Raw genomic sequence first — 13,202 nt, 5'->3', positions numbered from 1 at the left:
AGGATACTGGCGATGCTTGAATTAACTGTTAATTTAGACGAGCGTAGTTATCCTATATATATTGGTAAATCTGCACTTCATAACTCAGACAGGTTACGTCGACACTTAGGTGATTGTCGTCCTATCTTCATCACTAATGACACCATTGCACCTTTATACTTAAATGATGCAATGGCGTTATTAGCTGATTTAAACCCTCTGCACTTTATTATTCCTGACGGTGAACAATTTAAATCACTTGAGTGGTTTGAAAAAATTTCAGCGTTTCTATTAGAGAATAATTGTGGCCGAGATACTTGCCTGATTGCGTTAGGCGGTGGTGTTGTTGGTGATCTAACAGGCTTTGTTGCTGCATGTTATCAACGAGGCGTACCTTTTATTCAAGTACCAACCACCTTGTTATCTCAGGTAGACTCTTCTGTTGGTGGTAAAACTGCTGTAAATCACCCGCTGGGTAAAAACATGATAGGCGCATTTTATCAGCCGCAAGCCGTGTTTATTGATACTCAATCACTGCACACTTTACCAGCAAGAGAGTTTGCTGCAGGTATGGCTGAAGTGATCAAATATGGTTTGATCTACGATACTGAATTATTCACTTTCTTAGAAAATAATATAACTCAGCTACAAGCGCTTGATGAAGAAACCTTACAGCATGTTATTTTTCGTTGCTGTGAAATCAAAGCATTAATTGTTGCACAAGATGAAAAAGAAGCCGGTTTACGAGCTTTGCTGAATTTAGGTCATACCTTTGCACACGCTATTGAAGCACAAATGGGCTATGGTAAATGGTTACATGGTGAAGCGGTAGCTACAGGCATGGTGTTAGCGGCTCAATTAGCGCATACACGTGGTGATTTAACTGCAGCTGAAGTTTCAAGGATCAGCGCTTTAATTGCAGCTTATAATTTACCTTGTGTTATACCTAAGGAAATGACAAGCCAGCATTTTTTACACCATATGCGCAAAGATAAGAAAAATAAGAAAGGTACTATTCGATTTATTTTACCTACTGAGTTTGGCCAATGTGCACTCGTTGACGATGTGTCAGATCAACAGGTTCATGATCTAATAGGCCGGTAATGCAATCGCAAATTTTACCAAGCCGAGCGGCTCTGGTTGATCGCATCGCGCTGCAATTTGAATACGGACAGAATCTAATCGCTCTATTAGGGCCATCAGGCCTTGGTAAAAGCTACCTCCTCGAAACTTTCATCACAGATAAATATAGCGATTTTAACAAAGCATTTGTTCAAGTAAGCGCTCGAATGACTGATAGTCAACTGATGAGCGAGTTACTGGAGCAAAGCTTTAGTACACCATTAATTGATCAAAACTTATCTTTGTCTGAAAACTTTTTTCAGTTAGTTAAAAAGCAAAATTGTGGTCCATGCTTGTGGGTACTCGATGGGGCTCGCCATTTGTCAGACGAAATGGCTGCTGACTTAGCCGTGCTGGCTAAAAATAGCCCAGTAACCCTGTATATTTTGGTTGCTTCGCACTCTGTTGGACAGTTTAATAATGCGGTGGAGATCCACCTTGAAGCGCTTTCTTTAGCTGAAAGTAAGCAGCTTATGCGTTGGTATTTTAATAACTTACCGGTTGATGAAGACCCTGTTTTTCAAACTTTTCTAAAGGAATCGCATGGTAATCCGAGCTTACTATTAGCTTGGCAGCCAATTGAGCATAGCGCTGAAGTCAAAGTTGCAGACAAAGTTTCCTGGCGACTGCATTTAATTACGCTGATGATGATTATCATGCTATTGATTATAGGTTTCTTGTATAAATCTGATATGACTCAGTGGTGGCAAGATTTTTATCAGCAACAGCCAGAAGAGCCGGTAGCTACTGCCATTGCTGTGGAGCAATTAACGCAAGATACTAACAAGCAGATTGTGCAGCCTGAAGATGATGCAATAGCGACGGAGGCTGAATCGACACCACAACACTTGAGTGACGATAATGCAGCATCAAACAATGTTGCAGCTATCCTTGATAGCCTTGTCGAAAAACAGCAAATAAGCGACGCTAATTCACCCGTAATAGAAGATTCATCTGTTGGCAAAACTCAAGAGCAAGTGGAAGTTGAGCCCACCAAGTTACCTGTCGACAATGCTTGGTTTAATGAGCAAACGGATGAGCATGTTGTTATTCAATTATTGGCAGTAACCAAGCAAGCCATTGCAGAGCAATTTGTTGTAGAGCAGCAATTAGGCGAAGCCGCTAAAGTTTATCAAACACAACGTAATAATACGCTTTGGTGGATAGTCACTTATGGCAATTATAAAAACTTAAACGCAGCACGCAAGGTAACGCCGACTTTACCTAAAGCTGTAAGAAACAATCAGCCGTTTTATAAAAAAATCAGTAAAATTAAACAAGAAATCGCGTTACTAGATCAGTAAAACTAAGCTGATTAGTGTAGAATCGCGGCCATACCAGTTTGAAGTAAAGAGCCGATGCAAACAAAGACCAGAGCCTTCCTTAAATGGGCCGGCGGAAAATACAGCTTAGTTGAAGATATTAGTGCCCGCTTAAATGTTGCAAGCAAGCATGCAGATACCTTAGTTGAACCGTTTGTAGGCGCTGGCTCGGTATTTTTAAATACTAACTTCAAGCATTATATTTTAAACGATATTAATGCGGATCTTATTAACTTGTATAACGAGCTTAAAAGCTCGCCTGATGAATTTATAAGTGATGCGAAAAAGCTGTTCGTAGATTTAAATAATCACCCAGATGCTTATTACGATTATCGTGTGCAATTTAATCAAAGCAACGATATTTATGAGCGTGCGATTTTATTCTTATACATGAACCGTCACGGGTATAATGGCTTATGCCGCTATAATTTAAAGGGAATTTTTAATGTTCCCTTTGGTAAATATAAGCGTCCTTACTTTCCTGAAAAAGAAATGCAATTTTTTGCGCAAAAGGCTCAGCAGGCTACGTTTACCTGTTTAGGCTACGATGATGTGTTTAAGCTAGTGCCTGATAACGCGGTCATTTATTGCGATCCCCCTTATGTTCCTCTTAGCAAAACAGCCTCGTTTACCTCCTACGCAAAAGGGGGCTTTAACTTAGATGATCAGGCTAATTTAGCAAACTTAGCTGAGCAAGCAGCTTTTGAAAATAGTACACCGGTACTAATATCGAATCATGATACGGTGTGGACACGTAAAATATATAGCCAAGCGAAGCTAGATGAAATTCAAGTCAAGCGTACCATTAGCCCCAAAGGCGGCTCACGTAATAAAGTGAATGAGCTAATGGCTATGTATTTAGCACCCAAGCCACTACAGCATAAATAGCAGCTACAAATACAATAAATAACCCAATAGCGATAAGAATAATAAAAACAGGGGAATGTTGTTGAAAGTCTGATTGGCGCTTAGTTTCAGACTGCACGCCAAAAAAAGCTGCAATAACGCTTTGCAAAGCGCTGAACAGTTGTTTCACCTAATTAGAACCGAGGGGCTAAGGAACGTGCTTGTTTAGGTTCATCAGAGCTTGTTAATAACTCGAGTAAATCTAAGTAATGAAACTGTGCACTTCGGCTATCACCGGTGATCCAAGACATCCAGCTTGATTCATGTTCTGCATTCATGCATTGCACTGTGTTATTTATTAAATGCTCACCACTACATTGGCAGTTGTTAGCAGTGATAAAAGTGTCATCGCTTTTTGAAAAATAGCTTAATGTACCGATAGTTAGAGCAGTCGCAGTTAAGATCCCAATTTTAAAAGCATGCATTTTACTTAGTCCATAATGGTGTTACTAACCTAAGCATACCTAATAAATGGTCAAATAACAAACTTAATTCACCCTTAACAATTATAAAAAATCAATATTATTATGGGTTTAAAGTAAAAATAAAGTTTAAAAAAGGTTGGTCAATAAATGAGCGTTGCATTAAACCGAATAGAATAAAAGCTTTAATAGTTAAAGTCGCTCGCATTTGCTCAATATAAACGCCGTCATATTTATTTTCCCACGATGGGGTTATTTGTTACATTAAGCCAAACTTACGCGCATTTGAAATACATTAAGGATTGCCAATGTTAGAAACAATGCAAAAATATCTTATCGCTCCGTCAATTTTGTCAGCTGACTTTGCTCGTTTAGGTGAAGACGTTGACAAGGTGCTTGCGGCGGGTGCTGATGTAGTTCATTTTGATGTAATGGATAACCATTATGTACCTAACCTAACGATAGGTCCTATGGTATGTAAAGCGTTGCGCGATTATGGCGTTACAGCGCCCATTGATGTGCATTTAATGGTAAAGCCTGTAGATAGCTTAATTCCACAATTTGCTGATGCAGGAGCATCGATTATAACGTTTCACCCTGAAGCCAGTGAGCATTTAGATCGCACTTTACAGCTTATCAAAGATAGCGGTTGCCAAGCAGGACTGGTTTTTAATCCTGCAACCAGTTTAAGTTATTTAGAGCATGTGATTGATAAACTCGATGTGATTTTACTCATGTCAGTAAATCCTGGTTTTGGTGGTCAAAGTTTTATTCCTCATACCTTAGAAAAACTCCATCAAGCGCGTAAAATTATTGATAGTTCAGGGAAAAATATTCGTTTAGAAGTTGATGGTGGTATCAAGGTTGAAAATATTGCTGCTGCAGCACAAGCGGGTGCAGATATGTTTGTTGCCGGCTCTGCTATTTTTAATCAACCAGATTATAAAACCGTGATAACGCAAATGCGTGAGCAATTAAAAGGTGTTGATTAATGAAGTATGAAGCCGCTTTATTTGATTTAGACGGTACCTTAGTCGATAGTGTTTACGATTTATACATGGCGATGAATCTAACACTCACTGAGCTTGCTTTTCCGGTTGTGACTCAGCACCTTGTTGAAACATGGGTTGGTAATGGCATTGAAATGCTAGTTAAACGTGGTTTAAGTGGTGATATGCAAGTAAGTGAGCAATTAGACGAGCAACTTGCAAGTAAAGCGACCGAGATTTTTTATGGCCATTATGAGCAACTGGTAGGTGAGTACAGCGTGTTGTATCAACATGTTGAAACAGGCCTCGCTGCTTTACGTAATACCCCCAAAGCATTAATAACCAATAAAGCGCGCCGCTTTACTGTAAAGTTATTGGATAAATTGGCGCTTACCGATCATTTTGATGTGATAGTGTGTGGTGATGATATGGCTAAGAAACCTTCAGCTGAGCCTTTATTGTACGCTTGCAAACAACTGGGTGTTAAACCTAGCCAAACGATTATGATTGGTGATTCAAAAAGTGATATTTTAGCGGCGCAAGCTGCACACATTGAGGTTATTGCAATGAATTATGGTTATAACCAAGGTGAAAATCTGAGTGATTACAATCCACAGTACCTCTGTGATACATTCTTAGATATAATACCCGTACTTACCCAAAGGTAAGGCATTTTTAATTTTAGTATTTTTTATTTTAAGTAATATAAAGGAACATCATGAGTAAACCAGTAGTGTTAAGTGGCATTCAGCCAACCGGTGGTATGACAATAGGCAACTATGTTGGCGCTATCAACCAGTGGCTTAAGCTACAGGAAGATCACGAAAGTTACTTTATGTTAGTTGATTTGCATGCCATTACCATTCGCCAAGAGCCTGAAGTATTACGTTCACGCGTTTTAGATGGTATTGCCCTTTACGCTGCTTGCGGTATTGATCCTGAAAAAGCTGCATTATTTGTGCAATCACAAGTGCCTGAGCACGCACAGCTGAGTTGGGTGCTAAATTGTTACGCGCAAATGGGTGAGCTTAATCGTATGACTCAGTTTAAAGATAAGTCATCTAAGCATGCTAATAATGTTAACGTGGGGCTGTTTGCATACCCTGTGTTGCAAGCGGCTGATATTTTACTTTATCAAGCAGATCAAGTGCCTGTTGGAGAAGACCAAAAGCAACACCTAGAGCTTACACGCGATATCGCAACACGTTTTAATAACTTATATGGTGATGTTTTTAAAATACCAGAACCTTATATTCCTGAGTTTGGTGCACGTGTGATGAGCTTGCAAGATCCGCTGAAGAAAATGTCTAAGTCTGATGACAACCCGAACGGCTATATCATGTTATTAGATGAGCCAAAAAAGATTGAGAAAAAGCTGAAAAAAGCAGTGACGGACTCAGACGAACAAGCGCGTATTTACTTTGATCGTACTGAAAAACCTGGTGTATCAAATTTACTAACGCTTATGTCAGTTGCCACTAAACGCTCTATCGAAGAGCTTGTGCCAGATTATGAAGACAAAATGTATGGCCACTTGAAAAAAGATACAGCAGATGCGGTTGTAAGCATGATTGAGCCAATCCAAGCGCGCTTTAAAGAAATTCGCGAAGACCAAACTTTACTTAACAACATCATGAAAACCGGCGCCGAAAAAGCCAGTATTCGTGCTGAGAAAACGTTAAAGTCTGTTTATGACGCAGTGGGCTTTATTCCTCGCCCGTAATCGTTATTGAGACAAAAATACCGCTGGTTGAATCATTTCGTCAGCGGTATTTTTTTACCTGTGAAGTATGCTTTAGCTGCGCGCTTAAATGACTGGCGCAGCTATTTAACATTACCATTATGCTTTGTTTAGCTTTTTAGCTAAGTTTTGGTCAACCTGCTTTTGCATATCTTGCATTGATTTTTCTAAGTTTACGTTCAGTTTTTTATTTAGTCCGTTTTCAAATGTTAGCTCTTTTTGCTGAGCATGTTGGATATTCGCTTTTGAAATATGTACGCTGCCTAGTTGTTGAGCGACTAGCTCAGGGTTACCTGCGGCCATAGCAGAAGATGTACCAAAAGTTGCTGCTACTAATAATACTGGTAATGCTTTTTTGATTAATTTGTTCATGATTAAACCCTTCTTTATTTAAAATATGTATCTAACGTGTTCGTTATAAATTGTTGTAACTAGCATGTTTGCTGTTGACGGTGATAACAATAGCGTGGAATTTAATGCAAGTCGCTTATCTAGTTATGAGCAATTAATTGATAAGCTTTTTAAATTATTTTTTGTTTTAAATTAAACGGTTAAGCTAAAACCTTATTTGGCATTATAAGGTTTCACTACCTAAGTTTACGTCCCTGTGCTAGGGTTGTATTAAATAAAAAAGAATGACAGCTATGAATTATCAAATCGGACCTTGGCAATTTATTGAAAACCGTTGCGTGTTAGTGGCAGAGGGTATTGAGCGAGAGCTTGATCCTTTACTAGCTAAACTACTCATTTATTTTGCGACTAGATCACAACAAATAATCCCACGGCAAGAATTAGTCGAGCAGGTTTGGAAACAAAGCTTTGTCGATGATAACGCGATAAACCGTGCTATTTCAGAATTACGCAAACAACTTGCACATCCGGTTCATAAAGCACCGCTGATTAAAACCCACTACCGCAAAGGTTATAGCTTAACGGTTGTTGCGCAAAAAATGGTTGAGCCAGAGGCGGTCATTCCTCCATCAACACCAACCGCAAAGATTGAAGAGCAAAGTTCAGCACCAGTTGCAACCACTCAGACGCCAGTCGTTGCTGATAAAGCACGTTTAATAACAAAAAAACGAGTGTTGATTAGTATAAGTGCAATTGTTGCCACGATACTCGTTTATTGGTTAAGCACAGTCACTACGGTTGAAATTAAAAATGGCAAAAGCAAAAATGTAACGGCTACGCTTATCCCAAGTACTTGGAACGTTGGCGCAGAAGCACATCCGGAGCTTTCATCTGATCGCCAATTTTTAGCGTACAGCAATATTAATCCGGGTGATGGTTCAATCCGCGCGTTTGTAAAGCGCATAGCCGATCAGCGAGAAGTTGAGCTTACTTACCCAGGTTTTCAGGTCGCAGTTCACTCTTGGCAGCTAAATCAGCGCAAAGTGTTATTACAAGCAACAAATTTAGCAAAGCAGCAATGTAAGTTACTACTGGCAGATTTAACGAATTTCCCTGATGTTGGCCAAATCCATACACTCAAAACCTGTGATTTACGCTATACAGGCTTTGCTCAGCTTGATGAAACCGGTGAGTTTATATATTACGCTGACTCAAAAGCACAGAGCAATGGCGCGGGGTTATTTCGCTATAATGTAAAACAACAAAAAGAATCTATTTTGGTCCCTCCCTCAGACATTAAATTCGGTGTAAACATGCCGCGTTTATCGCCCTCAGGTAAGCAAATTGCGTATGTGCTTAATCAGCAAAGTCAGCCGTTTTCTATTTATGTGTATAACCTCGACAGCCGAGAAACCAAACGCGTTTTTCAAGGGAAAAATAAAACCATTAGTTTTGCATTTGATTGGCTAGCAGAAGAAAATGCTTTGCAAATTAGTGAAGAAAGTGAACTGACAACCATCTATTTATCAGGAACTGAGATTGCTAAAATAGATAGGTTTAATATTACACCCGCTATCTCGCCATTTTATTTGGCTGCGTATTCAACGAACAGTGTATTTTTTTCCCCTGGGCAAACACAGCAATTATCCTTATTAAAAGTATCAGAATTGTTTACCGATAACCCGCAGACAGAACAGTTGTTTGCTTCACAAAGTGATAATTACAATGCGGTAGAATTTACGAATGAGCAAGGCAAAGGTCAAATTTTCGTATCGAATCGCTCTGGTAGCGCGCAATTGTGGGGCTACATAAATGGCCGAGAGCAGCAGCTAAGTGAATTTGAATACACACAAAATAATAAATCACGTATCGCGTTATTGCGTTTAGCAAGTAATGGTAAATTTATCTTGCTGAAATACAATAATCAGCTGGTGTTTTTTGATATCAGTAGTCAGCGAGTACACAATCTACCTGAATTGAAAGAGTTTAATATTGCTTCATACACATGGGGAGACAACAGCGAAAGTATTTACTTTATAGAGCAACAAGCGCAAAGTCTGCATTTGTGGGAATTTAGCTTACTTACCCGAGAGCTAAAGAAATATGAAGATATTCAGCCTAATGCGTTATTAGCCGCGCCTGATGGTCAAGCGTATGCAGTCACTGAAGATGAACTCATAAGGCTAGCTGATCGTAAACATTGGCCTATCCCACAAAGTTTAACAGCCGAGCTATTCCATGCCGTTAATCAGGATTACCTGTACTTCAATGATGGTATTTCTCAGGTTTCACGAATGAACTTAGTAACTAATGAAGTTGAAAGTACCCACGTCGATTTTCACCCATTAGTTTTTTCAGTGAACGAACAAAACGAATTGTTGTTTAGCAAGCGAGAATATAAAAGCACGCAAATAATGCAGGTCACATGGGAATAGTTTAGTTAATACTAAACCTGCTTATTTAGCTGGTTTTATTCCGGGTGAATCACATGCTTTTACAATAAAGCTATAACTATATGGTTCTGTGTTATCTAGCGTTATTTCTACGAACTCATAATCATTTAATTCTACAGTTTTGCTATTTTTAGCTTTAGCACAGCGTGAGAAAGTGTCAGCTTCAAAATGATAAGCAAAGCTCGCAATAAGCCATTTACTGCGCTCAAAATACCCTTTGGTTTCTAAAAAGTGAGTCATATTTTCTGCAGTACTACCATCTCCTTCAACATCGACTGCAATATTAGAAGGTTCGTCCGAGAAGCTCTCTTGGCTATTGCTTGCCAATGGTTTTAGCCGTTTACTTAACTCTTGTATTGCTTTTTCGTTTGCCTCGCTCGACTCTACAGCGAGAGCTTGGCCAGCTTTTGAGCCATTGGCAAAGCTACTGACTATTTCGTCAAACACTTGCTCGGTTGGTTTTTCATCGATAAATGAAATGAGGTTGACAATAACGACACTTGCTAAGGAAAAGCGAAGTAGTGCGGTTAATAACGGAGAGTAACTCTGACTGATGAATTTAACGCGATCAGAGCCAAATGGTTTAATTACTAATAATGCAATAATATAAAAAGGTAATATCAGTTGTAGCAGTAGCAAAGTGCCCAGCGTAATCCCTAATGCCCAAGGTGGTAAATAGAGTAAAGTTGCAAAATTATGGCTGTAATTAAAGTGTGCTGCAGAGACTTGGGTGACTTCGTTAACGATCCCACTTGCACTGGCTAACACAAAGTTGGCAATAATAGCGTAAAAAAGCAGTATTAAGGCTTTACCGGCCAGTGAATGCCACAGTTGTATAAATTTAGGCCAAAACTCTACGACTAACGCAATAATAGTTAATAAACTTGCAAGTGCTGCAGATTGCAGTAATAACAGGCTAATAAGGGCAAGTAAGTACAGCTTTTGGGCTGTACTTAAATTAAACCAGATACTTTGTATGCGTTTTATTAGACGTGCTTTATGAGGTTTAAAGTTTGCGTTATGTTGCTTTAACTGCCTGTTTGCACGCCATTTTGCTACTTTAAAGTATCGTAACATTCCTTGTCCTTCATGGTTTAAAGTAGAGCTTTTAAATAGTGCCCGGTATGTGAACGCTCACATTCTGCCACTTCTTCAGGTGTGCCTGCGATTAAAATTTCACCGCCGCCAGCACCGCCTTCAGGGCCTAAATCGACAATCCAGTCTGCGGTTTTTATCACATCAAGATTGTGCTCAATCACCACAATGGTATTACCGTGGTCACGTAAGCGATGCAATACAACTAATAGCTGCTCGATGTCGGCAAAGTGCAAGCCTGTGGTCGGTTCATCAAGAATATACAGGGTTTTACCGGTATCACGCTTAGACAGCTCGCGAGCTAGTTTTACACGCTGTGCTTCACCCCCTGAGAGTGTCGTAGCAGCTTGGCCTAGGCGAATATAAGAGAGTCCAACATCCATTAAAGTTTTTAGCTTACGTGCAATTGCAGGTATTTTATCAAAATAGTCGTGCGCATCTTCCACCGTCATTTCAAGCACTTGGTGAATATTTTTACCTTTATACTGTACTTCTAAGGTTTCACGGTTATAACGCTGGCCTTTACATACATCACAGGGTACATAAACATCAGGTAAAAAGTGCATTTCTACTTTGATAACGCCATCACCTTGGCAGGCTTCACAGCGTCCACCTTTAACGTTAAAGCTAAAGCGGCCAACTTTATAACCCCGTGAGCGGGCTTCTTGAGTGCCGGCAAATAACTCACGAATACCGGTAAATATACCTGTATAAGTTGCAGGGTTTGAACGCGGTGTGCGGCCAATGGGGCTTTGATCAATATCGATTACTTTATCAAAGTGTTCAAGCCCTTTAATTTCTTTATAAGGAGCGGCTTCTGCGGTGGTTGCACCATTTAGCTCGGTATGAGCTAATTTGAATAAGGTGTCGTTAATAAGGGTTGATTTACCTGAGCCAGACACCCCAGTAATACAGGTCATCAAGCCAAATGGAATCTGTAAGTCGACATTTTTTAGGTTATTACCTGTAGCGCCAAATAACTCAAGCCATTTATCATTGATCAGATGGCGCTCTTTAGGTACTTCAATTTTACGCTTGCCAGATAAAAACTGCCCAGTGACAGATTTTTCACTGGCTAAAATGTCATCGCGGGTACCTTCAGCAATGACATAACCACCATGCACACCAGCACCTGGGCCAATATCAATGATATGATCGGCGGCGCGGATTGCATCTTCATCATGCTCTACCACAATCACGGTATTACCTAAATCGCGTAGATGAATCAGTGTTTGTAATAAGCGGTCGTTATCACGTTGATGCAGGCCAATAGATGGCTCATCAAGCACGTACATAACACCCACAAGGCCTGCGCCAATTTGGCTGGCTAAGCGAATACGCTGCGCTTCACCGCCTGAAAGTGTGTCGGCGCTGCGCTCTAATGATAAATAGTTCAAACCCACGTTAATCAAAAATGATAAACGATCGCGAATTTCTTTTAGTATTTTTTCTGCTATTTGGCCACGTTGCCCAGTTAAAGTAAGCTCCGCAAAAAAGTCCATCGCTTCGCCAATACTCATTGACGTAATATCTGGTAAGTTTGTTTGGCCGATAAACACACTTCGAGCTTCTTGGCGTAATCGTGAGCCTTTACAGCTTGGGCAAGCTTGGCTGGTTTGGTATTTTGCCAGTTCTTCACGCACTGAGTTAGATTCAGTTTCGCGGTAACGGCGATTCATATTATTGAGCACACCTTCAAACTCGTGGTTACGAGTAATTAAGTCACCTCGGTCATTGCGGTAATTAAAGGCAATTTTAGTACTGCCAGAGCCTTCTAAAATAACTTTTTTAGCGTCGTTACTGAGCTCTTGAAAGGGAACTTCTAAATCAAACTTGTAATGGTCAGCAACGGCTTGTAGCATTTGGAAATAGTAAAAACTGCGCTTGTCCCAGCCTTTAATAGCACCACCGGATAAACTAAGCTCTGGGTTTTGAATAACGCGGTTTGGGTCAAAATACTGCCTAACACCTAAACCATCACAGCTTTGACATGCGCCTGCTGGGTTATTGAATGAGAACAAACGAGGCTCAAGTTCGGTCATGGCATAGCCACACGTCGGGCAGGCAAAGTTTGCTGATAGCAATAACTCTTCGCTGCCGTCGTTATCCATAGAAGCAATTGTTGCAACACCTGATGACAACTCTAGGGCTGTTTCAAAAGACTCTGCAAGGCGTTGCTGTAAGCCGTCTTTGACTTTAAAACGGTCGACCACAACTTCAATGGTGTGTTTTTTATGTAACTCTAAGGTTGGTGGATCCGAAAGGTCGCACACTTCACCATCAATACGAGCACGGATATAACCTTGGCTCGCTAACTGCTCGAGTAATTTTACATGTTCGCCTTTACGTTCTTTCACTACTGGTGCAAGCATCATCAGCTTGCTGCCTTCAGGGAATGCTAAAACAGTGTCGACCATTTGGCTCACCGTTTGTGCAGCAAGAGGTAAATCGTGAGTAGGACAGCGTGGCTCACCAACGCGAGCAAATAATAAGCGCAGGTAATCGTAAATTTCGGTAATGGTTCCTACAGTAGAGCGAGGATTATGTGAGGTCGACTTTTGCTCTATGGAGATTGCAGGGGAAAGACCTTCAATGTGATCAACATCAGGCTTTTCCATGAGTGATAAAAATTGTCTTGCGTAAGCTGATAAAGATTCTACATACCGGCGTTGCCCTTCTGCATATAAGGTATCAAATGCTAAAGACGATTTACCTGAACCAGATAGACCGGTGATAACAATTAATTTATCACGGGGAATGGTTAGGCTGATGTCTTTTAAATTGTGCGTGCGGGCGCCTCGGACTTCAATGTTTTCCATGCT

The 13,202-nt window shown here is 40.3% G+C and carries 12 protein-coding genes; 7 read left to right on the top strand and 5 right to left on the bottom strand.

Going from position 1 to position 13,202, the window contains the following annotated elements; translation table 11 throughout:
- Positions 1-12: 12 nt before the first annotated feature.
- From aroB to NQT69_RS14350, 3 genes are read left to right on the top strand one after another with little or no spacing between them, the layout of a single operon-like run.
- Positions 13-1,083, top strand: coding sequence for a 3-dehydroquinate synthase (gene aroB / locus NQT69_RS14360; protein ID WP_256828387.1), 1,071 nt, complete (start codon positions 13-15; stop codon positions 1,081-1,083).
- Positions 1,083-2,405 carry an AAA family ATPase gene (locus NQT69_RS14355; protein ID WP_256828386.1) on the top strand — a complete coding sequence of 441 codons (1,323 nt, stop codon included), beginning with the start codon at positions 1,083-1,085 and terminating at the stop codon, positions 2,403-2,405. The genes aroB and NQT69_RS14355 overlap by 1 nt, the downstream gene beginning before the upstream one ends.
- 54 nt (positions 2,406-2,459) lie before the next feature.
- On the top strand, positions 2,460-3,311 hold the full coding sequence (locus NQT69_RS14350; protein ID WP_256828385.1) for a Dam family site-specific DNA-(adenine-N6)-methyltransferase: 852 nt from the start codon (positions 2,460-2,462) through the stop codon (positions 3,309-3,311).
- On the opposite strand, the gene NQT69_RS14345 is transcribed toward NQT69_RS14350, so the two are convergent.
- Together NQT69_RS14345 and NQT69_RS14340 are read right to left on the bottom strand one after the other, a co-directional pair.
- A complete protein-coding gene (locus NQT69_RS14345) occupies positions 3,274-3,408 on the bottom strand; it encodes a DUF2970 domain-containing protein (RefSeq protein WP_372823328.1) in 135 nt (44 codons plus the stop codon). The genes NQT69_RS14350 and NQT69_RS14345 overlap by 38 nt on opposite strands.
- A gap of 55 nt (positions 3,409-3,463) precedes the next feature.
- On the bottom strand, positions 3,464-3,754 hold the full coding sequence (locus tag NQT69_RS14340; RefSeq protein ID WP_256828383.1) for a hypothetical protein: 291 nt from the start codon (positions 3,752-3,754) through the stop codon (positions 3,464-3,466).
- A gap of 305 nt (positions 3,755-4,059) precedes the next feature.
- On the opposite strand from NQT69_RS14340, the gene rpe reads away from it, so the two are divergent.
- The 3 genes from rpe to trpS are packed head-to-tail and all read left to right on the top strand — an operon-like array spanning position 4,060 to position 6,463.
- Positions 4,060-4,743: a ribulose-phosphate 3-epimerase gene (rpe, locus tag NQT69_RS14335; RefSeq protein ID WP_256828382.1), complete on the top strand. Its 684-nt coding sequence runs from the start codon at positions 4,060-4,062 to the stop codon at positions 4,741-4,743.
- A complete protein-coding gene (locus NQT69_RS14330) occupies positions 4,743-5,408 on the top strand; it encodes a phosphoglycolate phosphatase (RefSeq protein WP_256828381.1) in 666 nt (221 codons plus the stop codon). The genes rpe and NQT69_RS14330 overlap by 1 nt, the downstream gene beginning before the upstream one ends.
- 50 nt (positions 5,409-5,458) lie before the next feature.
- Complete coding sequence (trpS, locus tag NQT69_RS14325) at positions 5,459-6,463, top strand: tryptophan--tRNA ligase (RefSeq protein WP_256828380.1); 1,005 nt, start codon at positions 5,459-5,461, stop codon at positions 6,461-6,463.
- Positions 6,464-6,580: 117 nt separating this feature from the next.
- Here trpS and NQT69_RS14320 read toward each other — a convergent pair whose 3' ends face one another.
- Positions 6,581-6,853, bottom strand: a complete 273-nt coding sequence (locus NQT69_RS14320; RefSeq protein WP_256828379.1) for a hypothetical protein — start codon at positions 6,851-6,853, stop codon at positions 6,581-6,583.
- A 272-nt stretch (positions 6,854-7,125) separates the two neighbouring features.
- Here NQT69_RS14320 and NQT69_RS14315 point away from each other — a divergent pair, with 272 nt between their 5' ends.
- Positions 7,126-9,267, top strand: a complete 2,142-nt coding sequence (locus NQT69_RS14315) for a winged helix-turn-helix domain-containing protein (RefSeq protein ID WP_256828378.1) — start codon at positions 7,126-7,128, stop codon at positions 9,265-9,267.
- Between the two features lie 21 nt (positions 9,268-9,288).
- Here NQT69_RS14315 and NQT69_RS14310 read toward each other — a convergent pair whose 3' ends face one another.
- Both NQT69_RS14310 and uvrA read right to left on the bottom strand, forming a co-directional pair.
- The gene (locus NQT69_RS14310; protein WP_256828377.1) at positions 9,289-10,362 is read right to left on the bottom strand and encodes a hypothetical protein; all 1,074 of its coding nucleotides are present in this window, start codon (positions 10,360-10,362) and stop codon (positions 9,289-9,291) included.
- Positions 10,363-10,379: 17 nt separating this feature from the next.
- Positions 10,380-13,199 (bottom strand): excinuclease ABC subunit UvrA, encoded by a 2,820-nt coding sequence (gene uvrA / locus NQT69_RS14305; RefSeq protein WP_256828376.1) that lies wholly within the window; start codon positions 13,197-13,199, stop codon positions 10,380-10,382.
- Between the last annotated feature and the right edge of the window lie 3 nt (positions 13,200-13,202).

Source organism: Pseudoalteromonas shioyasakiensis, from assembly GCF_024518675.1.
Lineage (GTDB): Bacteria > Pseudomonadota > Gammaproteobacteria > Enterobacterales > Alteromonadaceae > Pseudoalteromonas > Pseudoalteromonas shioyasakiensis_B.
Note: the sequence above shows the minus strand (reverse complement) of the source record. Positions and strands in the feature narration are given on the sequence as shown.

Bases quoted from the DNA above. Each gene is read 5' to 3' on its own strand.
- aroB (WP_256828387.1), top strand. From the start codon at position 13: ATGCTTGAATTAACTGTTAATTTAGACGAGCGTAGTTATCCTATATAT.
- NQT69_RS14355 (WP_256828386.1), top strand. From the start codon at position 1,083: ATGCAATCGCAAATTTTACCAAGCCGAGCGGCTCTGGTTGATCGCATC.
- NQT69_RS14350 (WP_256828385.1), top strand. From the start codon at position 2,460: ATGCAAACAAAGACCAGAGCCTTCCTTAAATGGGCCGGCGGAAAATAC.
- NQT69_RS14340 (WP_256828383.1), bottom strand. From the start codon at position 3,754: ATGCATGCTTTTAAAATTGGGATCTTAACTGCGACTGCTCTAACTATC.
- rpe (WP_256828382.1), top strand. From the start codon at position 4,060: ATGTTAGAAACAATGCAAAAATATCTTATCGCTCCGTCAATTTTGTCA.
- NQT69_RS14330 (WP_256828381.1), top strand. From the start codon at position 4,743: ATGAAGTATGAAGCCGCTTTATTTGATTTAGACGGTACCTTAGTCGAT.
- trpS (WP_256828380.1), top strand. From the start codon at position 5,459: ATGAGTAAACCAGTAGTGTTAAGTGGCATTCAGCCAACCGGTGGTATG.
- NQT69_RS14320 (WP_256828379.1), bottom strand. From the start codon at position 6,853: ATGAACAAATTAATCAAAAAAGCATTACCAGTATTATTAGTAGCAGCA.
- NQT69_RS14315 (WP_256828378.1), top strand. From the start codon at position 7,126: ATGAATTATCAAATCGGACCTTGGCAATTTATTGAAAACCGTTGCGTG.
- NQT69_RS14310 (WP_256828377.1), bottom strand. From the start codon at position 10,362: ATGTTACGATACTTTAAAGTAGCAAAATGGCGTGCAAACAGGCAGTTA.
- uvrA (WP_256828376.1), bottom strand. From the start codon at position 13,199: ATGGAAAACATTGAAGTCCGAGGCGCCCGCACGCACAATTTAAAAGAC.